Source organism: Paracoccus caeni (genome assembly GCF_016629665.1).
Taxonomy (GTDB): domain Bacteria; phylum Pseudomonadota; class Alphaproteobacteria; order Rhodobacterales; family Rhodobacteraceae; genus Paracoccus; species Paracoccus caeni.
In genome coordinates this window covers 528909-550725 of the sequence record NZ_JAEPRQ010000002.1, presented here as the reverse complement: position 1 = coordinate 550725, position 21817 = coordinate 528909, and the positions used below count along the sequence as shown (strand labels likewise).

28 protein-coding genes and 1 tRNA gene are annotated in these 21817 nt (G+C 61.0%); 15 read left to right on the top strand and 14 right to left on the bottom strand.

Annotated features, from left to right (window positions below; genetic code table 11):
- Positions 1 to 17: 17 nt before the first annotated feature.
- The 6 genes from JJJ17_RS09355 to JJJ17_RS09330 all read right to left on the bottom strand — a co-directional run bounded on the left by JJJ17_RS09355 (position 18) and on the right by JJJ17_RS09330 (position 7607).
- Positions 18 to 2153 carry a head maturation protease, ClpP-related gene (locus JJJ17_RS09355; RefSeq protein WP_200685702.1) on the bottom strand — a complete coding sequence of 712 codons (2136 nt, stop codon included), beginning with the start codon at positions 2151 to 2153 and terminating at the stop codon, positions 18 to 20.
- The gene (locus JJJ17_RS09350; RefSeq protein WP_200685700.1) at positions 2150 to 3703 is read right to left on the bottom strand and encodes a phage portal protein; all 1554 of its coding nucleotides are present in this window, start codon (positions 3701 to 3703) and stop codon (positions 2150 to 2152) included. Before JJJ17_RS09350 ends, JJJ17_RS09355 begins: the two co-directional genes overlap by 4 nt.
- 5 nt (positions 3704 to 3708) lie before the next feature.
- Complete coding sequence (locus tag JJJ17_RS09345) at positions 3709 to 3915, bottom strand: phage head-tail joining protein (RefSeq protein WP_200685818.1); 207 nt, start codon at positions 3913 to 3915, stop codon at positions 3709 to 3711.
- A complete protein-coding gene (locus JJJ17_RS09340) occupies positions 3906 to 6095 on the bottom strand; it encodes a phage terminase large subunit family protein (protein WP_234463993.1) in 2190 nt (729 codons plus the stop codon). The genes JJJ17_RS09345 and JJJ17_RS09340 overlap by 10 nt, the downstream gene beginning before the upstream one ends.
- Before the next feature lie 2 nt (positions 6096 to 6097).
- Positions 6098 to 6766: a terminase small subunit gene (locus tag JJJ17_RS09335; RefSeq protein WP_200685698.1), complete on the bottom strand. Its 669-nt coding sequence runs from the start codon at positions 6764 to 6766 to the stop codon at positions 6098 to 6100.
- 118 nt (positions 6767 to 6884) lie between these two features.
- Entirely contained in the window at positions 6885 to 7607 is a 723-nt protein-coding gene (locus JJJ17_RS09330; RefSeq protein WP_200685696.1) for a hypothetical protein, read from the bottom strand.
- A gap of 156 nt (positions 7608 to 7763) precedes the next feature.
- Between JJJ17_RS09330 and JJJ17_RS09325 the strand changes: the two genes are divergently transcribed.
- Both JJJ17_RS09325 and JJJ17_RS09320 read left to right on the top strand, forming a co-directional pair.
- Positions 7764 to 8255 (top strand): YciE/YciF ferroxidase family protein, encoded by a 492-nt coding sequence (locus tag JJJ17_RS09325; RefSeq protein ID WP_200685694.1) that lies wholly within the window; start codon positions 7764 to 7766, stop codon positions 8253 to 8255.
- Positions 8256 to 8798: 543 nt separating this feature from the next.
- Positions 8799 to 9227 carry a hypothetical protein gene (locus JJJ17_RS09320; protein WP_200685692.1) on the top strand — a complete coding sequence of 143 codons (429 nt, stop codon included), beginning with the start codon at positions 8799 to 8801 and terminating at the stop codon, positions 9225 to 9227.
- Positions 9228 to 9335: 108 nt separating this feature from the next.
- Here JJJ17_RS09320 and JJJ17_RS09315 read toward each other — a convergent pair whose 3' ends face one another.
- The 5 genes from JJJ17_RS09315 to JJJ17_RS09295 form a co-directional block, all read right to left on the bottom strand.
- Positions 9336 to 9818: a hypothetical protein gene (locus tag JJJ17_RS09315; protein WP_200685690.1), complete on the bottom strand. Its 483-nt coding sequence runs from the start codon at positions 9816 to 9818 to the stop codon at positions 9336 to 9338.
- Between the two features lie 247 nt (positions 9819 to 10065).
- Positions 10066 to 10635, bottom strand: a complete 570-nt coding sequence (locus tag JJJ17_RS09310; RefSeq protein ID WP_200685688.1) for a hypothetical protein — start codon at positions 10633 to 10635, stop codon at positions 10066 to 10068.
- 244 nt (positions 10636 to 10879) lie between these two features.
- Complete coding sequence (locus tag JJJ17_RS09305; protein WP_200685686.1) at positions 10880 to 11512, bottom strand: DUF1376 domain-containing protein; 633 nt, start codon at positions 11510 to 11512, stop codon at positions 10880 to 10882.
- A complete protein-coding gene (locus tag JJJ17_RS09300) occupies positions 11509 to 11787 on the bottom strand; it encodes a hypothetical protein (protein WP_200685684.1) in 279 nt (92 codons plus the stop codon). Before JJJ17_RS09300 ends, JJJ17_RS09305 begins: the two co-directional genes overlap by 4 nt.
- A 142-nt stretch (positions 11788 to 11929) precedes the next feature.
- Positions 11930 to 12151: a hypothetical protein gene (locus JJJ17_RS09295; RefSeq protein ID WP_200685682.1), complete on the bottom strand. Its 222-nt coding sequence runs from the start codon at positions 12149 to 12151 to the stop codon at positions 11930 to 11932.
- 441 nt (positions 12152 to 12592) lie between these two features.
- On the opposite strand from JJJ17_RS09295, the gene JJJ17_RS09290 reads away from it, so the two are divergent.
- The 12 genes from JJJ17_RS09290 (at position 12593) to JJJ17_RS09235 (ending at position 18738) form a co-directional block, all read left to right on the top strand.
- The gene (locus tag JJJ17_RS09290; RefSeq protein ID WP_200685680.1) at positions 12593 to 12853 is read left to right on the top strand and encodes a helix-turn-helix domain-containing protein; all 261 of its coding nucleotides are present in this window, start codon (positions 12593 to 12595) and stop codon (positions 12851 to 12853) included.
- A gap of 640 nt (positions 12854 to 13493) precedes the next feature.
- The gene (locus JJJ17_RS09285) at positions 13494 to 13865 is read left to right on the top strand and encodes a hypothetical protein (protein ID WP_200685678.1); all 372 of its coding nucleotides are present in this window, start codon (positions 13494 to 13496) and stop codon (positions 13863 to 13865) included.
- 12 nt (positions 13866 to 13877) lie between these two features.
- Positions 13878 to 14861, top strand: coding sequence for a DUF2303 family protein (locus tag JJJ17_RS09280; protein ID WP_200685676.1), 984 nt, complete (start codon positions 13878 to 13880; stop codon positions 14859 to 14861).
- A gap of 112 nt (positions 14862 to 14973) precedes the next feature.
- Entirely contained in the window at positions 14974 to 15141 is a 168-nt protein-coding gene (locus JJJ17_RS09275; protein ID WP_200685674.1) for a hypothetical protein, read from the top strand.
- Positions 15138 to 15305, top strand: a complete 168-nt coding sequence (locus JJJ17_RS09270) for a hypothetical protein (RefSeq protein WP_200685672.1) — start codon at positions 15138 to 15140, stop codon at positions 15303 to 15305. The genes JJJ17_RS09275 and JJJ17_RS09270 overlap by 4 nt, the downstream gene beginning before the upstream one ends.
- Complete coding sequence (locus JJJ17_RS09265) at positions 15302 to 15664, top strand: hypothetical protein (RefSeq protein WP_200685670.1); 363 nt, start codon at positions 15302 to 15304, stop codon at positions 15662 to 15664. The genes JJJ17_RS09270 and JJJ17_RS09265 overlap by 4 nt, the downstream gene beginning before the upstream one ends.
- A gap of 110 nt (positions 15665 to 15774) precedes the next feature.
- The gene (locus JJJ17_RS09260; protein ID WP_200685668.1) at positions 15775 to 16011 is read left to right on the top strand and encodes a hypothetical protein; all 237 of its coding nucleotides are present in this window, start codon (positions 15775 to 15777) and stop codon (positions 16009 to 16011) included.
- Positions 16008 to 16649, top strand: a complete 642-nt coding sequence (locus JJJ17_RS09255; RefSeq protein WP_200685666.1) for an HNH endonuclease signature motif containing protein — start codon at positions 16008 to 16010, stop codon at positions 16647 to 16649. Before JJJ17_RS09260 ends, JJJ17_RS09255 begins: the two co-directional genes overlap by 4 nt.
- Positions 16646 to 17251 carry an MT-A70 family methyltransferase gene (locus JJJ17_RS09250; protein WP_200685664.1) on the top strand — a complete coding sequence of 202 codons (606 nt, stop codon included), beginning with the start codon at positions 16646 to 16648 and terminating at the stop codon, positions 17249 to 17251. The genes JJJ17_RS09255 and JJJ17_RS09250 overlap by 4 nt, the downstream gene beginning before the upstream one ends.
- Positions 17248 to 17511: a hypothetical protein gene (locus JJJ17_RS09245; protein ID WP_200685662.1), complete on the top strand. Its 264-nt coding sequence runs from the start codon at positions 17248 to 17250 to the stop codon at positions 17509 to 17511. The genes JJJ17_RS09250 and JJJ17_RS09245 overlap by 4 nt, the downstream gene beginning before the upstream one ends.
- The gene (locus JJJ17_RS09240; protein WP_200685660.1) at positions 17511 to 17720 is read left to right on the top strand and encodes a hypothetical protein; all 210 of its coding nucleotides are present in this window, start codon (positions 17511 to 17513) and stop codon (positions 17718 to 17720) included. Before JJJ17_RS09245 ends, JJJ17_RS09240 begins: the two co-directional genes overlap by 1 nt.
- Entirely contained in the window at positions 17695 to 18738 is a 1044-nt protein-coding gene (locus JJJ17_RS09235; protein ID WP_200685658.1) for a tyrosine-type recombinase/integrase, read from the top strand. Before JJJ17_RS09240 ends, JJJ17_RS09235 begins: the two co-directional genes overlap by 26 nt.
- Positions 18739 to 18808: 70 nt before the next feature.
- Here the strand turns inward: JJJ17_RS09235 and JJJ17_RS09230 are convergent.
- A tRNA-Trp gene (locus JJJ17_RS09230) sits at positions 18809 to 18884 on the bottom strand.
- Between the two features lie 271 nt (positions 18885 to 19155).
- Between JJJ17_RS09230 and JJJ17_RS09225 the strand changes: the two genes are divergently transcribed.
- Positions 19156 to 19362 (top strand): cold-shock protein, encoded by a 207-nt coding sequence (locus JJJ17_RS09225; RefSeq protein WP_200685656.1) that lies wholly within the window; start codon positions 19156 to 19158, stop codon positions 19360 to 19362.
- 124 nt (positions 19363 to 19486) lie between these two features.
- On the opposite strand, the gene JJJ17_RS09220 is transcribed toward JJJ17_RS09225, so the two are convergent.
- Both JJJ17_RS09220 and JJJ17_RS09215 read right to left on the bottom strand, forming a co-directional pair.
- The gene (locus tag JJJ17_RS09220; protein WP_200685654.1) at positions 19487 to 19867 is read right to left on the bottom strand and encodes an acyl-CoA thioesterase; all 381 of its coding nucleotides are present in this window, start codon (positions 19865 to 19867) and stop codon (positions 19487 to 19489) included.
- An 89-nt stretch (positions 19868 to 19956) separates the two neighbouring features.
- Positions 19957 to 21810 carry an ABC transporter ATP-binding protein gene (locus tag JJJ17_RS09215; RefSeq protein ID WP_200685652.1) on the bottom strand — a complete coding sequence of 618 codons (1854 nt, stop codon included), beginning with the start codon at positions 21808 to 21810 and terminating at the stop codon, positions 19957 to 19959.
- Positions 21811 to 21817: the final 7 nt, after the last annotated feature.

Genomic DNA, 21817 nt, shown 5'->3' with positions numbered 1-21817 from the left:
CAGTGACCTGCGCCCGATCAGGCGCCGGCGTTTTTGTAGCCGCCGCGGAAGTCCGTTGCGCCACAACCGAAATCGAGCTCAACGGAATAGGCGACGCCCTGCTGTCCGAAAGGTTCATCCGTCCGCAGACGCGGCCCTTCCTCGCCCTGCAGGTAACCGTACATGAAGACAGGAACCTCAGCGGGATCGGCGAACAGGTACCACGCATTCCCGGCGATATAGGGCGTGGTCGCGGGAGAGAGGCGGCCCACATACGGGTTCACATTCGACGCCTGCGCGGCCTGAATAGGCGCAAGCAGTTGCATGGCCTCGAATTCCTTGTCGGGGCCGGTGAGCAGGATCTTGGGCTCAACGGCCAGGAAGGATTCGCCCGACACGCCTTTGCGCTTGCGCATGGCCGCATAGCCTGCGGAAACACCTGCGGGCGTCACCGCCGTAGCCGTGGCGGCTTTGGTGCCATCCGTCGTGTGGAAGACCTGCCGCGTGGTCTCGATGAGCGTCGGGCCATCGGCATTCGCCCCCGACAGCATCATGGCAAAGAACGTCGCATCCTCGAATGCCGCTACGGCCCGCCCACGGGTATTGATGATCCGGTCAATCGCGGAAAGATCGTCGTTGATCATCATGGTACGGCTGATGCGGAAGGCGCGAGCATAGGGGATCAGTGCAACGCTCTCCTTCTTGTCGCTGACCGTTCCATATTTGATCTCGCCCGATTCCTCGACCGGCAGCAGCGTCGGCCAGTCACCCACCTGAGCGATCGGGTGCGGACGAAAATCGGTGAAGTCGATCCGTTCGGCGATCGCGCGATAGACAGGGTTTGCAGCGGCATAGGCAGTTGCGAGGCGCTTATTGAGCGCATTTTCGAAGACAGCCGGAAAGTCGCTGGTGGTGTGCGACGAAAACGCCATTTCAATCGCCCGCTGCTCACCGGCACCGCGCGAAACCCGGTCACGGCGGCCCATACCTGCCATCGCCATCTCGGCCAACGTCATCGGCATGTATTCACGCGCCGGGCCGCGCACGTCGGTCGCGCGCGAAAGGCGCGCAACGATAGCGCCTTCGAGCCCTTGGCGGCGCGTCTCGCGTTCATCGCGGACGATACGGGCGCTCGGCCCACGGCCATTGATTTTCACCTTCTTGCCCCCTTTACCGGTCAGCTCGGCGTAAGCCTGTTTCGTGGACAGGCCGCGATTGACGAAATCTGCCGCCCGTTCCGGCGCGCCGTGATGCGCGCACATGTTGACGACAGCGATGATCCGAGCCGATCGCGCGGTAGGTTCATCGTCCTCTTCCGCCTCGGGCTCATCTTCCTCTGCGGCAGCAGGTTCGTCATCGTCACCTTCGGCGGTCGCGTCGTCGTCCTGATCCGCTTCGGTGTCTTGATCGTCGTCTTCCGCCATCGTGGTCTCTGCCTCCTCGTTGGCGGTGATGTTCTCGTCTTCCTCAGCGGCCGTACGGGCCGTGACCTTGGATTTCGGCATGGTTTTTCCTTTCTTGCCGCTGCTGGAGATTTTCCCGGCCATCATGGCCAGCACAGAAGATTGCGCGCGTGGGCGCGCAAGTGTCCCTGCGACTGCCCGGAGCTTGGCCGGGGCATTTTTGTAGATGCGATAGTCGAATGCCGCAGGTTCCTGGCCGTCCGCATCGTCATCGACATCCGTCGCAAAACCTGCCTCGACCGCCCCGGCGGCATCGAAATAGGTTTCGTCCTTCATGACCTTGCGCGCCTCTTCGAGCGGGATGCCGGCGCGCTTGGCATAGATGCCCGCATAGTTGTTCGCGATCAGGTCGAGCATATCGGCGACTTTGCGGTGATCTTCGGGGGTCCCCCGACCGTCAGTGAACATCTGCGCGGGATCATGGATCATCATCAGCGCGCCTGCCGTCATGCTGATACTGTCGCCTGCCATTGCGATGAGGCTGGCGGCAGATGCGGCGATGCCTTCGACGATCACGGTGACCGGGCCATCGTAGCCGCGCAACGCAGAATAGATCGCTTGACCCTCGGTTGCGATGCCACCGCCCGAATTGATCCTGACGGTCAGCGGTCCCGCCAGGTCGGCAAGGTTTTCTCGCACGCTCTGCGCCGTGAAATATTCCTCGTCCCAGAATGAGGATCCAACGGACCCGTAAAGAAGAAGTTCGTTCATCGGATGCTCCTCAGCTTATTGCCCCCGGATGATGCAGTGCGCGCCCGCGCCTGCATTTCCTCAATGACATCTTCCACGCCGATGCCCGCCGAGGTCTGTCGGGAAACATCGGCACGCGGATCGCTGTCGAAGGGCAGTTTCAAACGGTCGGCCTCATCGCGGTCCTGAGCAATTTCCTCAAGCAGGCGCTCAGGATCGATGCCGAGTTGTCGGATGACTTGCTGACGTGACGCGAAACCCGACCTGACTGCCTCGCGCAGGGCTGAGAACTCGCGTGCCGGATCAACGATGATCTTGCGCGGCGGAACCCAAGAAAGGCCAAGGTGCCCCCAGATATCACCCGGAAGACCTATCGTGATGAACTCTTCGGCGTCGATCGCTTCCCATGCGTCGATGAACCGGGCGGCAAGGGGCAGCATCATCTGGGGGATGATCATCAGATGCTGCCAGCCGCTGACATTCTGATCCATCTCCAGCCGTCCCATCCGGGCCGAACTGAAATTGACCTGGCTTAGATCACCGGTCAGAGCCTCATAGGAAATTCCAAGGTCCGCCGCGACGGATCGCAGCTCGCCGCGCGTGAACTCATCATAGCCGTCCACGCCAGGTGGGGCGGCGAACCTGACATCCTCTGAGTCGCCCAGATCGTAAATCAGTCCGGGTTCAAGCTCATCGAATGCGCTTTCACGCGATCCGTCGCCCCCGAAACGAAACGCTGCAAAACAGGCCGCGATCTTTTGGCGCATCAGCTGGGCGTCATTGTAATCGCCCAGGTCCTGAAGACGCATCATCACCGGCGCGAACCATGTCACACCGCGATTCTGTCCCGGGCGGTCCAGCCGGTAAATGTGCCAGATTTCATCCGCCGGAACCCGGACCGACACGCCGGTCGTGCTGTGGGGCGACCAATCGGCACCGGGATGGTCCGGAAAGAGCCAATAGGCCGAGCGGCGACCCTCAGAATCGTATTCGATGCCTTCCCGGATCTCCGAACCGTCCGGCGTCCAGCCGTAACGGCCCGTGTCGAGATAATCGGGTTCAAGAACCTCGAGCTGAAGCGGCAGACCGCCCGGTACTTCATCCGTATAGACGCGGATCAGAGCTTCGCCAGCGTTGACCACGGTTTTCATGACCAACTGCTGGAGGCCATAGAGGTTCAGGCGGCCAACCCGGTCGATCCGGCAGGTATCAAAATGCTGTTCGATCCTGCGCAGCCCTCGCTGGCGCAGCCGTTTGCTCATCTCTTCCTTCAAATCGGGGTAGGCGCAGGTCACCTTCGGAATGATGCCATCGCCGACAACCGATCCCGCAATCACATTCTGTGCCCGCTCGGCAAACGGGGTGTTGCGGACCATGTCCCGGCCATAGGCGGCCATCCGGTCGCGACCTCGCGCGGCGCCGTCGGCATCCGAGCGAGCGGCGCGAAGGCTAGAGGTCCGACGGCCAATCTTCGCAGCGTCGTAATGCGCGGTGATCGCCAGTTTGGCCCGGGCACGCCTTAACCCCCATTGCGGCGCAATCGCCGAAATGGCCCTGTCGATCATGTTCATCAGGATTATCCCTTGCGGAAGGCCGGATACTGGCGGCGCGGTGTGGCAACGAGACCAAGGTCCCGCGCCATTCTGCGCTCAAGGCGCATCATTTCATCGAGGCTGCGATAGGTGACCTTCTCGCCGTTGACCTCAAGACTGGTAACACCCTTGGCGATCATCATGACCAGCGTCTGATACTGTTCGATCGTCCAGGGTGCTTTCACAGCCATTTTCCTCTCCTGTTTCCTAGCCAGCCCGCCTGCCGTTGGCGGCGTGGCGGGCCGCTCTGATCCTGAACCGGTGGGTTCCGAGGTTCGTTCACGGTGGGTTCCGAATCTGAGACTGGATCAACGTCCTGTGCCTCGGTCTCGGAAGCCTCCTCGTTCGATGCGAGGATCAGGAAACTGTTTCGCGCATCCCAACTGGCCCAAGCTGCCGGCTGCATCCAATCGATCTTCTCGCCGCCCCGGATGATATGCATGGCGCGCGCCTGCACCAGATGATCGAGGCTTTCGTTGCGTACCATACCCGGTCGCTTTTCCCAGCCTTTGGTCCCGCGGCGCTCAGCCGTCATCTCGGTCAGGTGATCGTCGCCCATCCATTCCGGGATCAGGCAGGAATTGATTGTGCCTGCCTCGGCGCGGAGCGACGCCATCACAGCATCCTTCAGCCGATCCGTTGCCATGAACAGGATCTCGATATCCTTGGCGACCCGCCGCCGCCTGCTGCGCTGGCTCGCGCTTTCCGGTGCTTTCTTCCAGACCCGGTCGCGATGTTTCAGCCCCCCTTCGCCTCGAGTCAGGTGCCACAGATCACGCTGTCCGGCCTTCTTGCGACCGCGGTAGAACCGATAGGCGTTGTCTGTCGTGGCGCCGCCGCCGTGAAGGTCAACGCCGATCGCCACCGCCTTCATCCGCGCCTCTGTCCCGGCAATCGGCCAGGACCGTTCGGCCATCGGCACGAGCGCGGCCCAATCCTCGGCGGTCTCGAATGGTTTCAGCATCCGCGTCGGATCCCCGCCCGGCAGGGTGAAGATGTCGAACCTGTCGATCGGCATGTGCTGACCGTTCTCGCCCCATGCGGTCACGCCGACATCGAAGCGGGTGCCCTGCACGTCGACCGAGATGGTCAGGTACCGCGCCCAGCTGGGCGCAATCCCCTTTGGCAGATCGAGGCCGCGCGCCTTGTCCCTCAAGCCCTGCACGGTCACCTCCAGACCCGAATCCGCAGAACGCGGGAAATAGGGCTGCGCCTGTCCCGTGTTCATCGCCGTTTTCAGCTTCTCTTCGTCGCCGGTGGTCTCAAACGTCTCGACCGCCTGTTCATAGGTCGTGACCAGCTCGCGCCACGAGGCGAACGCCGCCGCCGCGCCGTCCAGCCAGTAGCTCAGCATATCGGTCTTGCGCACGATGCCGCTGTCGATCGGCACCAGCTTGGGCAAACCCCGGTCATCCATCTCGCGGCTTTCATGCAGCCAGCGGCCAGCCGAGTTCAGCTCACGCTTCAGATCGTGCCCGAACCCGAACCCACAATGCGGACAGATCATCTTTGCCGCTTCCCCGGCCTCCATCGGGTCAGCATCCTTCGGATACTTCAAACGCTTGAAGGTCGGCTCGAACTCGGCTTCGCAGTTCGGGCACGGCCAGTACCAGCGACCACGCGTGCCGAGCGGATAGAGCGACAAGACGCCATATTCGACCGGCGGGCAGTCATGCGGCGAAACCGGCCGCCACGATTCGTCCTTCAGCGGAGCGCCGGGGCTGCTTTCAACAACCACCATGCCGCGCGACAGGTAGGTTCGCGCCCGTGCCCGCATCAGCGAATAGCCGTCGCCCTCGCCATCTATGCTTTCCGGGAAGTGGTCGTAGTCGGTTCCCAGAACCATGCGGATGGTGGCCGAGCTCATCTTGGTGATGGTCGGCCAGTCGAGGGTGAGCTGCGTCCCGCCGGTGAACAGCTTGTGATAGATATTATCGGCGCCCCGACCATGCGCCTGTCTGTTGCGCAACTCTGGGCTGTTGCGCACCATAGGTGCGATCTTGTTGCGTTCGAACTCCGCCGCGGCCTCGCGCGTCATCTGGAACAGCGCGACCCGACCCGGATCAGCGGTAATCATGTAGGCGATCGCCGATTGCAGCATCTGCGTCTTGCCGGATTGCGATGGGCCGCAAAACGACAATCCACGATAGGACCGCGAGGCGATCATATCGGTCGGCTCGACCATGTAGGGTGTAACATCGCGTCGGAACGGCTGCCATTGCCCTGACACGTTGACACGCATGTATTTTTCAGCGGCCTCGGTGACGCTGATGCGCTGCGCCGGGCGCCACGCAGGCAAAGCCTGTTTCAGGGCGACCCGAGGATCCGCATAGGGCGGCAACGGCTCGAAGCGGTCCATCATCACGCCCATGATCAGATCAAGAGCCTTGCGCCGAGATCGACATCGGCAACGTCACCAAGCTCTTCCTCTTCGATCCGGTCTGCGATCGCCGTCAGAATATCCTTCGCGATCTGATCCACCGCCGCCACCTGGACAGCATTGAGGTCCAGTTCGCGTTCCAGACGATCGGGCATCCCCTCAAGACCATCGCGGACGATCTTGCCGATGCTTTCCAGCAGGTCGATCAGATCGGCGACAGGCGCGAGCTTGCCGCGGCGCAACTGAGCTTCCGACCAGCGCATATCGGCTTCGGCCAGTTCGCGGCGCTCGCGCGCCGACAGCTGCGCGGCCTGATCCCCGACCGTGACCCCGAGCGCTTCCGCCCGCAACAGGCTGATCTGGTTCTCGTTGTGCCGGTTGCGCTGCTCGGTGTCGGCCTCGCGCGCCATCCGCCACGCCCAGCAATGCGACAGGCGCAGGATATAGGCGCGACCATTGCCACCAACCTGCGCCACCGGCATTCCATCGCGGATCCATTTCGAGATGGTGTTGACCGTCACGTCGAGCGCGCGGGCAATCTCTTCCTGGTTCATATCCGCGTCGAGAACCGTTTCCGGCAGAGGGAACCGGCGCAGCATCTGCGCCAGATCGTCATCCACCTCGACCGGCAGCAGCTGCGGCGGGTCATCATGTTCAGACATGCCAGACCCCAACAACAACCCCATCTCCTAGCGCAGAAAATTCCCATAAAAGTTGCGAACATCGGGGCGCGAATGACCCCCGACAGATCACTTGCGGGGAAGGACCCGCATCGATCCCTCAGGCCTTGGCCGCCCGGCGCTCGACCATCTTGGCGAGGGTCCGACGCAGGTGACCCGGCAGCCGGTCGGCATAGACCTCGGCAGCCCCGTCGAAGAACCCAAGGCGCTCGCGATAGACCGGCGCGACCGACGTGAAGTGCAGCACCTTCTGGATCGAGCCATCCGGGTTCCGCCTCCAGATGCCGGGCGACAGTTTCGAACCGGCGCGCGGCACGAAGAACCCGGCGCGCTTGCGGTTGCGCTTGCGCGATGTGTCGGTTGTGTTGGCGGTTTTGTCCCGCTGAGACTGGACTGCCGACAGCGCCTGATTGCGCTCGCCCGTGGACCAGTTGCCGAAGGCATCGAGCTTTGCGCCGGATGCAGGTACCGCAGCCTGAATGTGTCCATCATAGGCAAGACGCGCACTCAGCAAGCCTTCCAGTCCCGTCTGCCCGCGCGGTCCGCCGAATTCCTGTGTCTTGAGGTAATGGCGCTTGCCCACCGTCGGGCGCTCCATCACCTCGGCCTCAAGCTTTGATGGCCGCGCGCCGCGAATGGTGAAGGCGTTTTTCGTGAACCGGGTTGGGCGGTCAAATACCTCATCCATCCGGTCCTGAACGTGCTGGAGCACGTCGGCGGCGGCGTCGTTCAAAGCCCAGGTGATCGCAACCTTGGCATCGCGCTCGCTGAGGTGGCGCAACGCTTTCTGCACATCCTGATCTCGGACGGAGATTTTGAGCATGGTCCACCTCTACAGGATGTAGGCCTTCCACCTGCGCGCCTGCCGGGGGCTGCGGCAGCTTCCCCTCTGACGTGAGCATCTGAACGGAACGGTGTGACCGAAGGCGACGTTTGATCGCCAGTTGCGACGAGGGAAAACACCGGAGGAGAGCAAGGCATGAAAACCCTGCAAGATGCATTCGATCACACCCTGCAAGATGTCTACTGGGCCGAGAACGCCCTTTCCAAAGCGTTGCCGAAAGTTTCCAAATCCGTGAACAACGCGGAACTTAAGAATGCCATCGACGATCATCTCAAAGAAACCAAGGGCCACATCAAGACCCTTGAGGCGGTATTCAAGTCGCTCGGCCAGGAGGCGAAGGGCGAAAAGTGCGATGCCATGGACGGTCTTATCAAGGAAGCCGATGGCCTAATCGAAGAGGCGTCGGGTCACGCGCTCGACGTTGCGCTGATCGGCGCGGCCCAGGCGGTCGAGCATTACGAGATCGCCCGCTATGGGACGCTGCGCGAATGGGCGAAAGAGCTGGGACACGACGAGGCCCATACGCTGCTGACGTCCATCCTCGACGAAGAGAAGGCCGCAAACAACAAGCTGACCGCACTCGCAGTGACAGCGGTGAATGCTGCGAAGAGTGCCAAGAAGAAATAGCGGCACCTGATCAGGTGATGTGCGCCCGAAAGGTAAAGAACCCTGCGGGCGCACATCTTAAGCAGAACTGGACAGGTCGCGAGTAGGTATCATTGCCCTCTGGGGCAACGACGACAATGCCCATAGGTTGTGCTTCCACCCCGGAGTAACGCCATGACGCAGCAGTTTATTAGAGCCACGTTTAGTCCCGCTTTGTCGCCAGAAGAGTGGGACATGATCTTGGATGCGCTTCGACCTTACAGCCACAATTCGCGATATAAGGCGCTGCTAGAGCGGCTAGAGTTTCAGACCGGTACGATGACGCCGAGCCCGCGCCGGCAGGCCTGACGCCTGAAACGATGAAAACCCGCGAGAGTTGATCTCAGCGGGCGCACGTCTGCAGCGTCCTCCAGTATCCGATCTGATGGGCGCGACGGTCATTGTGGCATGCGATGTATCTTCGCAACTGACGCCTGTCGCCATCTAGCTATGACGGGAGAGTTACTTCCCTCGAATCGAACTCGTTGGTCCACTTCACGGAAAGCGATCAAGGAGGTCAATCTGATGAAACGAATTTGGACTAGCCTGCTCATTCTCGCATTTGCCACACCGACACATTCCGCAGGTTCTAACCAAAACTGTGGTGGATGCCACGCGATGCTTCGCGATCAAGCGGAGATGCGTGCGCAGTCGCTTAGTGAAATGGACACGCAGTCCTATGCGGAGTCGTTCTTCGACGAAGCGGACAGTTCTGATGCGACAGACTCTTCCGGTTCATCTACAGCAGGAAAGGTTTCGAAGAAGGCAGTTACGGCTGTGGCGCGCCGCGCCGCCGGACCAACCGTCGGATATTACGCCGGTAAGGTGTTTGGGGAACGGATCGGCAGCAAGGTTGGCAGCATCTTGGGAGGCGGAGCCATGGGGTTAGGTGTCGGAGTGTTTTTGACACCGACCGAAATTGGATGTGGAACAGGGGAGCATTGCTCGAGATAAAACGACGTGCGCCCGCGAGGGATGATCCTAGCGGGCGCACGTCTTGATGATGGATAGAAATATACGCCCGTGCGATATAAGCGCGCAAGCAGCATTCTGAAGAAAATTTCACCCGTAACCCTGCATCCGATCCAGTGCCGCGCTGAGCGCCGGTATGAGAGCTTTGATGTTCGGACCCGCGTCTGACCACCCATGTTCGTCAAGCACGTCACGGAAGCTCTTCCCATGCAAGCAAATCGCATCGACCAGCACACGATCGTGGATCAGGCGCGCGCATTCCCCACCTCGGGCAGATCGACGGACGCGGCGCACCTCCAGCGCAACACCACCGCCGATTGCCTCGCGCAACCTCTGGATTGCGCGCCCCTCTGCCACATAGGCGTCCATGAAATCCCGTCCGGCTGATCCGCTGCCGCCGGTGCGGCCCTCAAGACTGGCCAGTTTCATGCCACCTGCATCGTGCCGTTCGACCAGATCCCGGTAAAGGCGGGCGATATTCACCTGTCCTTTGGTGAACGGCGATTGGGACGGCCTGCCATCGGCATCCTTGAGCTTGGCGGCGCGGCGGTCGAGATCGTCGAAGATGTCCATAGCCTGCGCCGCCTGAAAGCCGCGCCAGCCCGTTTCCTCGATCTTGTATCCAGTCTTCGATTTGGGTCGGGCATAACCACCTTCGGCGTCACCACCCGAGCCGGTCCGCGGGCCGGCGCGATCGGGATGGCAGGCCCGCAACCGGCGGCGGGCGTCGATCTGGCGATGAGGGCAGCAAGGCGCATCTGTTCTGCTGCGAGCCGCAGCGCACCGGCTGAACCATCGAAAACCGTCCTGCTCTGTTCGTTCATGCTGCACTCTCCCTTTTTTCAGCCCGGATGGCATGGATCTCTGCCATGTCCGCATCACGGCGGCGCAACCACGCCAGTTCGTCATCTGTTGCCCGCCCGGCGGCGCGGTTCTGTTCGATCACCCGCACCCGGTGCGCGTTGTTCGCGGCTTCCTCTTTCAGCTTCCCCTGCATGTAGCGGGGCGGGGGAGGGGGGCCATATCGCTTGGCCACGGCATAAAGCTCGATCGCCCAGCCCTCGGCGACGGCCCGGTCGCCCATTTCCGACCGCATCAGGCTGGGCGGATATGTGGCCTCGCGCGCCGGCGGCTTGCGCAGGTCAAATGCCCAGACCCGGATCAGGCCTTCATCCGGCCAGACGCCCTTGGTCGAGACAGCGTGCGCGGTGATCAACTCGACCATGCCGCGCAATTCGTCATCGGTCATATAGGCGAGATCACAGCGCAACCGCTCCATCGCCTTGTCATGATCCTCGGCGCCGCGTCCGCGCTTGCGCTTCAGCCCCGCAAGCGGTTCCAGCAGCAGCGCCTCAACCCGCGCCTTCGCTTCTGCATTCACACCCGACATTGCCATCATTCCCTTTTCTCAGCCTGCCGACCTCTCAACCGGCGCAACCGTGCGGGCGCGCCTCTTAAGGATGTCTATGTCTGTGTCTTTGTCGGTGTGATGTTATGTACCTTTCCTGTAGGGCAATTACAGTTGAGGTGCTGAAAACGTGCTGAAATATTACTGCCATCAACTGTAATCATTACAGTTCATTTCAGTTGATTTCAGCAGGATTACAGTTGCTTACATCAGTGCCGGAAAGCGGTCAGACATCCCCTCCATTCATCGAAACAACCTTCGGCGTTCCCAACACCGTCCCTGCGGCAACCCGGACGTTTTCCGTGGTCACGTAGAGATTGTTGTCTCGAAGCCATTCACCGATCTGCTCGACAGCGAACTCATTTTCGGCGATGCGCTTGGTGCCAACGCCTTCCTTGAGCTTCGCCCGTATCCTCGATTTCATCGTCGCCCAGGCGGCGACCTCACGCCCGCGCTCGCGGCCCCGCTTGCGCGTGAACTGATCGCGCACGATCTCAGCAATAACCGGATGCCCGAGGCGGGGCTTGGCACCGGCAGGGGCATTGTCGATATGGACAGGGCGCCAGCCATAAAGCGCGCCCTCGCGCGCTTCGCGCCACTGTTCGACATCGGCGCCGAACCGCGCTGCTTGGGCGAGGTCGATGTCATTGTCTGGTAAGGTGCCTGCGGGATCTTCTCGCATGCTCGCCGCCCAAAGCAGCAGCGCCGTCCCGATATCCTGCCGCCGGCCCGCGTGGATCGCAGAAGCAACGAAATGCGACGACAAGAGCCGGTCGACGTAAAGCGGCATCCAGTCGTACCCCTTCAGCCGATCACCATATTGCAGCGGATAAGCCCAGAATTCGACGGTATCCGTCATGCGGCGATCCCCGTTCTGCGATGCGAACGGTAGGCCGCGGTGGAATCCAATGCCGCCTGATAGCGGGACAGAAAATCATCGGCGTCAACACCGGCCCACTGGCAGACCCTGAAGAAATCAGGGCTGCCGAACCATTTGCGCGTTTCATTTACTTGCCGCCAGTTCAAGACACGCGGCGGGTCCAGTGCATCTTCCCACGCAAACGAAAGGACGTTGCACCACATGGCGCGGCAGGATTGGGGATCAATATGGTCGAATCTGGGCTCGATCAGCACAATAGCGCTCCGCATACGTTCACTTTCGAGCCCTCTCTGAAGAATTTTTCACCCTTTTTTTCAGCCGGATCACCACGGCGCGGGCGAGCCGCACCACGGTAAAGCAGGGGAGGATGACAACCGTCTGGACGACCCACATGCGTCACCCCTCGATCCGACGGGCGAGGCGTTCGACCGCCTCGGCATAGGACTGGATCCGGCGCGCAGCCCAATGGGGCATGTCGTGGCGGCATTGCAGCCAGTTGATGACGGTCCGTTCGGTCACCGTCCGATCCGGCACCTCATCACGCAGATAGTCGGCGGTGCGTCGCGCGACCTCTGCCTGCGACGGCGCGCGAAACGTCCGCCAAATCAGCTCGGCCATCCCCTTGCGCTCCGCGTCGGCGCTAGCCTTCTGTTGTGAAAGATTTTTCATCGAACATGCCCCATATTGATCACATGCAGAGTGAAACGGTGGGGCTTCAAAGGAGGGCGCGGCATGGTGGTTCATGCCGCGTCCTCAGAAGACCGAGGCCGCATAGGCTGCACTAAATCTTCAAGGCTGAGCGAATGACCGCGCCGACGTGCCGCCTCCATCAACTCGATAAATCGATCTGCGGGGATGCGACCCCGCACGCCCCAAGAGTGGACGGTTGTGTAAGGGAGGCCAAGATCGGCAGCGAGCGCTGCAACAGACGGCCAAATATGAGAGAACCTTTCCATGCCAGAAACTACGCATATTGCGCAGCTATCGTCAACACGCATTTCGGTCAGTTAACTTCGCATATCGCGAAGCTATGATCCGCCCTGTGAGAGAGGGCACCAAATGCTTGAAGAGTTGGGCGACGACATAAACGCTGTGGCAGCACGCCTTAAGGCGGCTCGCGAGGCGCTTGAACTCACAAAGCGGTCATTCGCGGAGCGTGCGGGCATGAGTGAAAACACATACGGCCCCTTCGAAAACGCCATTCGTCCGCTTAGCCTCGAAGCGGCAAAGAAGATACGGAAGGCTCATGGGCTCACCCTTGAGTTCATGTATTTCGGGAAAATAGACGATCTCCCGCATAGGATCGTGGCAAAGCTATAGGGGAGGCCGTCTGTTAAATCCGCCCAGAAGTCGAGCGGCAAACCTGTTTCCGCCCGCGCGGCCTTCATTGCTTCAAGTAGCCTCTCGTCAGTCATAGTTCCCTCCCAGCAGCAACCTTTAGGCGAACGTAAGCGGAACATCGCGCCGCAGGCAACGCCTTGACTTGACACCCCCAACTTCATCGCACGGCGAATCTGTGGATAACCTTGGTTGTCCGTCAACTCCTTCCGCGTGACCCAGTCTTACGCACTGACCAAGGCCAGTGGCAGGAGCCGCGAATCGCGTCTTCACCACAAGGCTACGCAATATGCGAAGTATTTATCTTGACGCCACGCATATTGCGAAGTTATGAGTTCGTATCGAAACGAGCGAAAGGAGGGCTTTCTGTCGTGTCTTCACAGATCATTTGTCTTCGGGCCGCCCAGCTCGCGCTGATCACGGTCGTTATCAACACCGCGCCGTCCTTCGCGGCCCATGCCATTCAGATCGGCGGCAGCGCACTGCGCACCGCTGTGGGCTGGTAGCTCGCCTCGTGCTGCCAGCAAGGGTGCCGTTTCCTGCATCGCACCCCAACTGGCCCGCGACCTCTCAGTCGCCTGTAGGTCGCGGGCTTTTTCTCTTTTTACCGAAAGGAACAATCATGGACGATACAGCCGGACGTCCGCCCGAACTTCGCAGCCTCGATCAGATGCTGTCTCTCGCCGACAACGGCGATTACCTCCCCGATCTGCTCGAACGGATCGAGGCTAACCACGTCGAGATGCGCCAGTTCGCGCAGGATTTCGCGACCGGCGCGAAGGGCAAAATCACGATCACCATCGACATGAAACTGGATCGGTTTGGTCAGGTCGAGATGTCGATCGAAGACAAGATCGTCGGCCCGAAGCCGCCTAAGCACAAAGCTGTTGGCTGGATCACCGGCAGCGGCGCCCTGACCACCCACAACCCCGCACAAAGCCGGATGGAGATCCGCGATGTGGGCGGAAAGCGCGAACTGCGCACCGCCGAGTAAGGAGAAACGACAGTGACAACCGAAGCACCCAAGAATATCGCAGAAACCATCATTGCCGAGCTCGGTCGCGTTGGTGATTTCCAGTATGTCGAGACACCGAGCGACGAAAAGCCGCAAGTCCCGTATATCATCGCCGCCCCTGAGGGCATCAAGCTCCACGATCTAACCAAGCAACATCGCGACGCGCGAGAGGCGCTTGTGCCGCTGCAGCGCACGGGCAAGGCAACGCTCCACGATCTCGACAGCCTGATCGACTGGACCAACCGATTTAAGAGCGACGCAACTGCATTGTTCGGACAGATCACACCGACACCGAAACTGACGACGGTGATCGACTATCACGGCGAGGGCGCGTCTACGGTCGATCCTCTGAATGGCGATCCGACGGCCAGCTACGGTCGCCATACGGGCACCTACCACTTCCCGGTATCAGAAGAGTGGAAGCGCTGGACCGCGATCAGCGGAAAAGCATTGGACAAGGATGTTTTTGGCGAGTTCATCGAAGAGAACGCCAAGGATTTTCTTGATCCTACGCCCGCACTGCTCGGCAACAACACGGATTCTGCCGAACAGTGGGAAATCCGCATGATCGAGATCGCGGCAAAGGTGCAAGGTCGCTTCGGTCAGTATGCGGCGCTGAACATGCTTTCTCGTGAATTCAAGGCGCATGAGGTTGGGCATCTGAATGTCTCGACCAACCGGGACACCGGCGAAGCACATGTCCAGTTCCTCACCGAGCATCGCGATCCCGATGGGCAACCTTTAAAACTGCCCAACCTGTTCATGATCGCAATCCCTGTTTTCGAGGAAGGCGCGCTGTATCGGCTGGCTGCGCGGTTCCGCTACCGCAAGGCTGGGTCAGAGGTGAAATTCATCGTCACACTCTACAACCCCGACGTTGCCCTCCGCGATGCCGCGCGAGAGGCGATGCGCAGCGCACATGAGCGCACCTCAGTTCCCTTGATGATGGGCGTGCCCGAAATCGGCGCGGCCTGACCACAGAGACCCGGCGCGGTGGTCGCGCCGGTGCCGGGGCGCATCAGCTGATGAAAGGCTGTCCCGAGTTGTCACCTCCCGCGCCCCGGCCATCCCTTCAAAGTACAGGCCGATGACCCGTCACGAAAACCTTCCCCCCGAACAGCCCGCCCATCCAATCGATGTGCCGGTCTATGATTTCGTCGAGCCGACGCCGCTGCAATCGACGCGCGGGCGCGATGTCCTGATGGCGATTGTAGCGACCGTTGCCACCATCGCCGCTCTCTGGGTGCTTCTATGAACGCGCCGATCGTTCATCGTGGGGTCGAGATCGTACGGCTCGACGTGCCCAGTACGCCGTTCGTCTGGTTCAATGACGAAACCGAAGGGCATGGCGAGGCAAACACGGTCGAAGAGGCGATTGCGCAGATCAATGCACACCTTGATGAGCAGGGTGCGCCATGACGCCCCTGATCTGCACCCCGAATTATCCCTGTTGGATCCCCGGTACCGGCTTTCGGCCGGTGATGGACACGGCCAGCGCTTGCGCGATCGACGACACGCCGATGACCGGGAAGATGCCGCCGGTTTTCTACGGCACCGATCACGTTGATCCGCTCGAGCTGCTGCGGTTCATCTTCCCCGGCGACGGCCAACTGATCAACGAGACACCGGCGGCGGTCCAGCTCATGCCTGTGTCAGTGCCGGAATCGCTGGTTGCGATGTGCGCGGCGCTGGCGGTGCTGCTGCTGTTCAAGCTGCTGCCGGAGGCAACTGCGGATGCCGAACGCCTGCGTGGCAAAGACAAGTCGGGGTGGTGCTGATGGCCCGCGGCTCATCCAGCTGATCGATTCCGCGCATCAGCGCTCTCTAGCGACTAACGGAACGGGGTCGCCCGCATGCGCCGGCTTAGGAAAACGCAAGGAATATGAAGATGAAAAACAAGCTCACCGATCTGAACAATCATCTGTTCGCGCAGCTCGAGCGCCTCTCGGATGAGGGGCTGTCCCTGGAGCAGATCGAACAAGAGGCCAAGCGTGCGGATGCCATCGTGTCAATCTCGGATCAGATCATGCGCAACGCCGATCTGTCTTTGCGCGCATGCAAGCTGGTCGCTGACCATGGCGATCGCTTTCTGAACCATCTGCCAATGCTGGCGAAACCAGAGTGAAGGGCCGGGCGATCACGTATCACGACGATGAGTTGTCGTGGATCGAAGCGCGCAAGGAAATGCCGCGCCGAGAACTGCATGCCATGTTCTGCGCCCGCTTCGAACGTGATGACGTGTCGCTCAACAACTTCAAGGCGCTCTGCAAACGGAGGGGCTGGATGACTGGACGCACCGGGTGTTTTGCCAAGGGTCAGGTGCCGCTGAACAAGGGCAAGCCTATGGCGCCTGAAGTCAAGGCGAAGTGTCTCGCCACCGCCTTCAAGCCCGGAAACATGCCGCACAACCATCGCGGCGCCGGTCATGAGCGGATCGACAGCAAGGACGGCTATGTCGTGATGATCGTCGATGAAACCAATCCCTGGACAGGCGCTGCGACCAGACCTGTCCACAAGCACCGCTATCTTTGGGAGAAGGCAAACGGGCCGATCCCCCCGGGGCACGTGCTGAAGTGCTTGGACGGCAACAAGATAAACTGCGACCCATCAAACTGGGAACTGATCCCGCAAGCGATGCTGCCTCGCCTGAACGGGCGCTTCGGACGGAATTACGATGCCGCCCCGGATGAGCTGAAGCCGACGATTATGGCGGTCACCAAGCTGGAGCACAGGGTTCGCGAAACCCGAAAGGGCAAGCGATGATCCACGATGACTGGCCCTTCACCAACCTAACCCAGATGAAATATGGCGTAATCCTTGCGGACCCACCGTGGGCCTATGAGATGCGTTCCGACGCGGGCTATGCAAAATCCCCCGAGGCACAATATGCCACCATGCCGACCGAGGCGATCGCAGCGTTGCCGGTGGCGCATCTGGCCGGACCAGATTGCCTGCTGTTCATGTGGTCGACGTGGCCGCATCTGCCAGCGGCGCTGGAGGTCATGAGGGCGTGGGACTTCAAATACGTGACAGGTGGCAGCTGGACCAAACGGACCCGGCACTGGAACGTAAACATGGGCACCGGCTATTGCCTGCGTTCCGCAACCGAGCCGTTCATCGTCGGCAAAATCGGCCAGCCCAAAATTAGGGACAAGGGCCAGCGCAACCTGATCGTTGCGCCCGAGGCAATCCCTGATGCGATCGAAGGTATCCGCCGCGAGCATAGCCGCAAACCACCCGAGATGCGGCAGATGATCGACAAGTTGCTGCCTGAAGTCTGGGGATGCGAGCTGTTCGCGCGCGAGCCGTGGGAAGGCCGCGATATCTGGGGCAACCAGACCGATAAATTCGAGATCGCGTTATGATTGCGCACCTGATCTTCGACCAGCCTGAGCCCCCGACCGGGCGAATCCATGCCCTCAGCCGTGCTGCGAAGATCGGCGCGGTCTATCCCCTCGGGGACGGCCGGGCGACGTGGTGGTGTTACGTCACCGAACAGCGCGGCGAGGCGAAGTCTGCCGAGGCGGCAAAAGCCGCGCTCGCCGGCGCATTCGGCCAGTGGATGGAGAGGGCAGGGGTCGCACAGACGGCGGCAATTGCCGAGGATCAAAGGGAGCTTTTCTGATGGCCAACAGGAAATCGAGCTTCACGCAGGCGGATGTGTCTCGCGCGATCAAGGGAGCGCAGGCCTGCGGTCTGCCGATTACACGGACGCTGATCGAGCCCAATGGCACAATCATAATCCACCATGACAGTTCCGGGGAATCGGATAACCTTACGCCGTTCCAAAAGTGGAAGGCAGAACAGGATGCACGTGCGGCTAAAGGGCATTAATCGCGTCAGCAAGAGGCTGGCCGACGGGTCGCGGGTAACCTACTTCTATGCATGGAAGGGCGGGCCCCGGCTGCCGGGCAAACCCGGCGACGCTGCATTTATGGACGCCTATAACAAAGCGACCAGGCAACGAGTGCCGCCGCGAGAGGGCACGTTGCAGGCAATCATCAATGCCTATCAGGACAGCCCGAAGTTCATCGACTTGGCCGACCGGACCAAGAAGGATTACATCCGCAATATTCGCGCGATCGAAGGCAAGTACGGCACACTGCCATTGGTGGCGCTGCCGGATCCTGCCACTCGAGGCGATATGCTAGACTGGCGCGACGGTATGGCGAAAACATCTCGGAGGCAGGCGGATTATATCTTCGCGACAATGGCGGCGATTCTTGCTTGGGCGAAGGACCGGGGCCGCATCACCTGCAATCCCTGCGAGAAACCGGGCAAGCTCTACAAATCCGGGCGCGCCGAAATCATCTGGGATACTGACGCAGAAACGGCCCTGAAAGAGGTCGCACCCAAACGCGTCTGGCTTGGATACATGCTCGGGGTATGGACTGGGCAGCGTCAGGGCGACCTGCTTAGGCTCACATGGAAGGCCTATGACGGCACTCATATCCGGCTACGCCAGAACAAAGGTGGGCGGCGGGTAACTATCCCGATCGGCGCACCGCTGAAGGATGTTCTGGACAGCACGCCCAAGCGGGCCGTGACGATCATGACCAACGAAGAGGGTAAGCCCTGGACCGGAGACGGCTTCAGGACCACGTGGCGCAAGGCCTGCGTTGCCGCGGGGATCATCGGCCCGGGAATCAAGGGGCCGACATTCCACGACACACGGGGCACATCGGTGACTCGATTAGCCCTTGCGGGATGCAGCACAGCCGAGATTGCGACGATCACCGGCCACTCCCTCAAGGATGTCGAGATGATCCTCGATGCGCACTATCTGAAGCGCGATGGCGGACTGGCAGAAAGCGCGATGATGAAGCGTGTTCAACACGAATCGAGAACATAAATTCCCAACTGCGCTCCCAACTGCCCATAGCTGTTCGGTGGCGCGAGTCGAAATAATTCAATGTTATCAATGGCAGGGGCAGGGGGACTCGAACCCACGACCCTCGGTTTTGGAGACCGATGCTCTACCAACTGAGCTATACCCCTGCGGTGCGGCTCTGATATGGGCTGCGCCGGGTGGCGTCAAGCGGTGAAACGGTGATCCATTCACGACCCCGAAATTCGCGTATTCATGGTTCCGCCGATTGTTGACACCGCACCTCACGATCTCTTGCGGGCCGGTCGGGATCGTGTTAGCCAATCGGTGCTACGTTGCTTCCATCTGCTATCTGTCTGCTCTTATTGCCACAGTCTGCTTTGAGAACTGACCGGCCGGGCTGTCGCATTCTGCGGACAGCACAAATCAGGAGAAGACACGATGGCTAATGGCACCGTGAAATGGTTCAACACCGAAAAAGGCTACGGCTTTATCGCCCCGGAAACCGGCGGCCGTGACATTTTCGTTCACATCTCGGCAGTCGAGCGTGCAGGCATCAACCGTCTGAACGACGGTCAGGCCGTGACCTTCGACGTTGAAAAAGGCCGCGACGGCCGCGAATCGGCGACCAATCTGGCTCTGGCCTGATCGCTTCGCATTCCGAAAGGCCGGGCAAGCATCCGCTTCGCCCGGCCTTTTTCGTTTTGGGGCCAGATCACGCCCGCCGCTTCTTCGTTGCAAAAATACCGATTGCGACGCCCGCCCGGTTGCCTCAGCCCCGAACAGGCCGCGCCGCGCCATTCTCGTCCAGCGCGACAAAGGTGAAGGTCGCCTCGGTCACCTGCATGCTGACGTCGCTGTCGCGCGGCCTGCGCCACGCCTCGACATGGATCCGCATCGAGCTTCGTCCGACATGGCTTAGATCGGCGTAAAGCGAGACCTCGTCCCCGACCTTGACCGGGCGGTGAAACTTCATCCCCTCGACCGCCACTGTCGATGCCCGGCCCCGTGCGGTCAGCGCCGCGACGGTCCCTGCGGCAAGGTCCATCTGGCTCATCAGCCAGCCGCCAAAGATGTCGCCTGCCGGATTGGTATCGGCGGGCATGGCGATGGTGCGGATGGTCGGGTCACCGGGAGGGGTCGAATCGGGCATCTGGCGCTCACTTGGCTGGACTTTTGCAAGACCTAGCCCAAACCGCCTGATTTGCCGCAGGATTTTTTCAAACCCTGCGGCTTTTGTGGTCAGGCCGCGCCGTCGGTCAGCAGGAAGCCACCCGATTGACGGCTCCACAGGCGCTCATACAGACCGCCGCGTGCCAGCAACTGGGCGTGGCTGCCCTCTTCGATGATCCGGCCCTCATCCATGACGATCAGCCGGTCCATCGCGGCAATGGTGGACAGCCGATGCGCAATCGCGATCACCGTCTTGCCCTGCATCAGCGCCTCCAGCCGCGACTGAATTGCGGCCTCGACTTCGCTGTCCAGCGCACTTGTCGCCTCGTCCAGCACCAGAATCGGCGCATCCTTCAGCGCCACCCGGGCAATGGCGATCCGTTGCCGCTGACCACCGGACAGCTTCACGCCACGCTCGCCCACATGCGCCTCAAGCCCGCGTCGGCCATAGCTGTCGGACAGCCCCGGCACGAAACCATGCGCCTCGGCCATCTTCAGGGCATGGGCGATCTGATCGTCGCTGGCATCGGGACGCCCATAGGCGATGTTGTCCCGGACCGAGCGATGCAGAAGCGAGCTGTCCTGCGTCACCACGCCAATCGCCGCCCGCAGACTGTCCTGCGTGACCTGACTGACATCCTGCCCGTCGATCGAGATGCGCCCGCCCTCGATATCGTGGAAACGTAGCAGCAGATTGACCAGCGTGGATTTCCCCGCGCCTGACCGGCCGACCAGACCGACCCTTTCGCCTGGTTTGATATGCAGCGTCAGATCATCCAGCACCGCCATCGGACGCGCGCCCTCGACCCCGCGATAGCGGAAGGTGACATTGTCAAAGCGCACGTCACCCGGACCACGGACCAGCGGCTTCGCACCCGGCACGTCGCGAACCTCGCGCGGCAGGGCAAGGCTTGAAATCCCGTCCCGCACCGTGCCGATATTCTCGAACAGGGCGGCGAATTCCCACATGATCCAATGCGCCATATTGTTCAGCCGCATCGCCAGCGGAACCGCCACCGCCACTGCACCGACCGCGATCATTCCATGCGACCACAGCCAAAGGCCCAGCCCGGTGACCGATGCCACCAGCGCCACGTTGATGATGTTCAGCGTGATGTCCTGAACGCTGCTCAGCCGCATCTGGGCGTGAACGGTTTTCAGGAAGCCGTCCATGCCTTCCTTCATCCACGCCTCTTCCCGCGCGGAATGCGAGAACAGCTTGACCGTCGCGATATTGGTGTAGCTGTCCACCACCCGTCCGGTCATCTGCGAACGTGCATCGGCCTGCGCCTGCGCCACCCGGCCCAGACGCGGCACGATCTGCCACAGCATGATGCCGTAAGCTACGGCCCATGCAAGGAAGGGCAGCGCCAGCCGCCAGTCCTGACTGCCCGCCAGCACCAGCGCGCCGATGAAGTAGATGAGGACATAGCTGCCCACATCCATGACCTTCATCATCACCTCGCGCACGGCCAGCGCCGTTTGCATCAGCCGCTGCGCGATCCGGCCGGCAAATTCGTCCTGAAAATAGCCGATCGACTGGCGGATCAGATAGCGATGCGCCTGCCAGCGGATGCGCTGCGGGAAATTCCCCATCAGCGACTGGTGCAGGATGAACGAGGCCAGCGTGTTAAGGACCGGCAGCACCACCAGCAGCACCACGGCCATCATTCCAAGCCACGCGCTATGCGTCGCCCAGAACTCTTCGCGCGGTGTTTGCGACAGCTCGTCGATGACGCTGCCAAGCCAGCCGAACAGAGCCACCTCGATCAGCGCGATGATCGAGGAACACAGGCACAGCAGGATCAGCCAAGGCAGCGCGCCCCGGCTGTAATGAAGAAGGAACCGGCCCAGTGTGCGTGGCGGCATGCCGGGCGATTCAAGGGGATAGGGATCAATGCGTCGTTCGAACCACGCGAACATGGTGTCA

Coding starts and splice junctions, on each gene's coding strand:
- JJJ17_RS09355 (WP_200685702.1), bottom strand. CDS start 2,153: ATGAACGAACTTCTTCTTTACGGGTCCGTTGGATCCTCATTCTGGGAC.
- JJJ17_RS09350 (WP_200685700.1), bottom strand. CDS start 3,703: ATGAACATGATCGACAGGGCCATTTCGGCGATTGCGCCGCAATGGGGG.
- JJJ17_RS09345 (WP_200685818.1), bottom strand. CDS start 3,915: ATGGCTGTGAAAGCACCCTGGACGATCGAACAGTATCAGACGCTGGTC.
- JJJ17_RS09340 (WP_234463993.1), bottom strand. CDS start 6,095: ATGGGCGTGATGATGGACCGCTTCGAGCCGTTGCCGCCCTATGCGGAT.
- JJJ17_RS09335 (WP_200685698.1), bottom strand. CDS start 6,766: ATGTCTGAACATGATGACCCGCCGCAGCTGCTGCCGGTCGAGGTGGAT.
- JJJ17_RS09330 (WP_200685696.1), bottom strand. CDS start 7,607: ATGCTCAAAATCTCCGTCCGAGATCAGGATGTGCAGAAAGCGTTGCGC.
- JJJ17_RS09325 (WP_200685694.1), top strand. CDS start 7,764: ATGAAAACCCTGCAAGATGCATTCGATCACACCCTGCAAGATGTCTAC.
- JJJ17_RS09320 (WP_200685692.1), top strand. CDS start 8,799: ATGAAACGAATTTGGACTAGCCTGCTCATTCTCGCATTTGCCACACCG.
- JJJ17_RS09315 (WP_200685690.1), bottom strand. CDS start 9,818: ATGGACATCTTCGACGATCTCGACCGCCGCGCCGCCAAGCTCAAGGAT.
- JJJ17_RS09310 (WP_200685688.1), bottom strand. CDS start 10,635: ATGTCGGGTGTGAATGCAGAAGCGAAGGCGCGGGTTGAGGCGCTGCTG.
- JJJ17_RS09305 (WP_200685686.1), bottom strand. CDS start 11,512: ATGACGGATACCGTCGAATTCTGGGCTTATCCGCTGCAATATGGTGAT.
- JJJ17_RS09295 (WP_200685682.1), bottom strand. CDS start 12,151: ATGGCCGAGCTGATTTGGCGGACGTTTCGCGCGCCGTCGCAGGCAGAG.
- JJJ17_RS09290 (WP_200685680.1), top strand. CDS start 12,593: ATGCTTGAAGAGTTGGGCGACGACATAAACGCTGTGGCAGCACGCCTT.
- JJJ17_RS09285 (WP_200685678.1), top strand. CDS start 13,494: ATGGACGATACAGCCGGACGTCCGCCCGAACTTCGCAGCCTCGATCAG.
- JJJ17_RS09275 (WP_200685674.1), top strand. CDS start 14,974: ATGACCCGTCACGAAAACCTTCCCCCCGAACAGCCCGCCCATCCAATC.
- JJJ17_RS09270 (WP_200685672.1), top strand. CDS start 15,138: ATGAACGCGCCGATCGTTCATCGTGGGGTCGAGATCGTACGGCTCGAC.
- JJJ17_RS09265 (WP_200685670.1), top strand. CDS start 15,302: ATGACGCCCCTGATCTGCACCCCGAATTATCCCTGTTGGATCCCCGGT.
- JJJ17_RS09260 (WP_200685668.1), top strand. CDS start 15,775: ATGAAAAACAAGCTCACCGATCTGAACAATCATCTGTTCGCGCAGCTC.
- JJJ17_RS09250 (WP_200685664.1), top strand. CDS start 16,646: ATGATCCACGATGACTGGCCCTTCACCAACCTAACCCAGATGAAATAT.
- JJJ17_RS09245 (WP_200685662.1), top strand. CDS start 17,248: ATGATTGCGCACCTGATCTTCGACCAGCCTGAGCCCCCGACCGGGCGA.
- JJJ17_RS09240 (WP_200685660.1), top strand. CDS start 17,511: ATGGCCAACAGGAAATCGAGCTTCACGCAGGCGGATGTGTCTCGCGCG.
- JJJ17_RS09235 (WP_200685658.1), top strand. CDS start 17,695: ATGCACGTGCGGCTAAAGGGCATTAATCGCGTCAGCAAGAGGCTGGCC.
- JJJ17_RS09225 (WP_200685656.1), top strand. CDS start 19,156: ATGGCTAATGGCACCGTGAAATGGTTCAACACCGAAAAAGGCTACGGC.
- JJJ17_RS09220 (WP_200685654.1), bottom strand. CDS start 19,867: ATGCCCGATTCGACCCCTCCCGGTGACCCGACCATCCGCACCATCGCC.
- JJJ17_RS09215 (WP_200685652.1), bottom strand. CDS start 21,810: ATGTTCGCGTGGTTCGAACGACGCATTGATCCCTATCCCCTTGAATCG.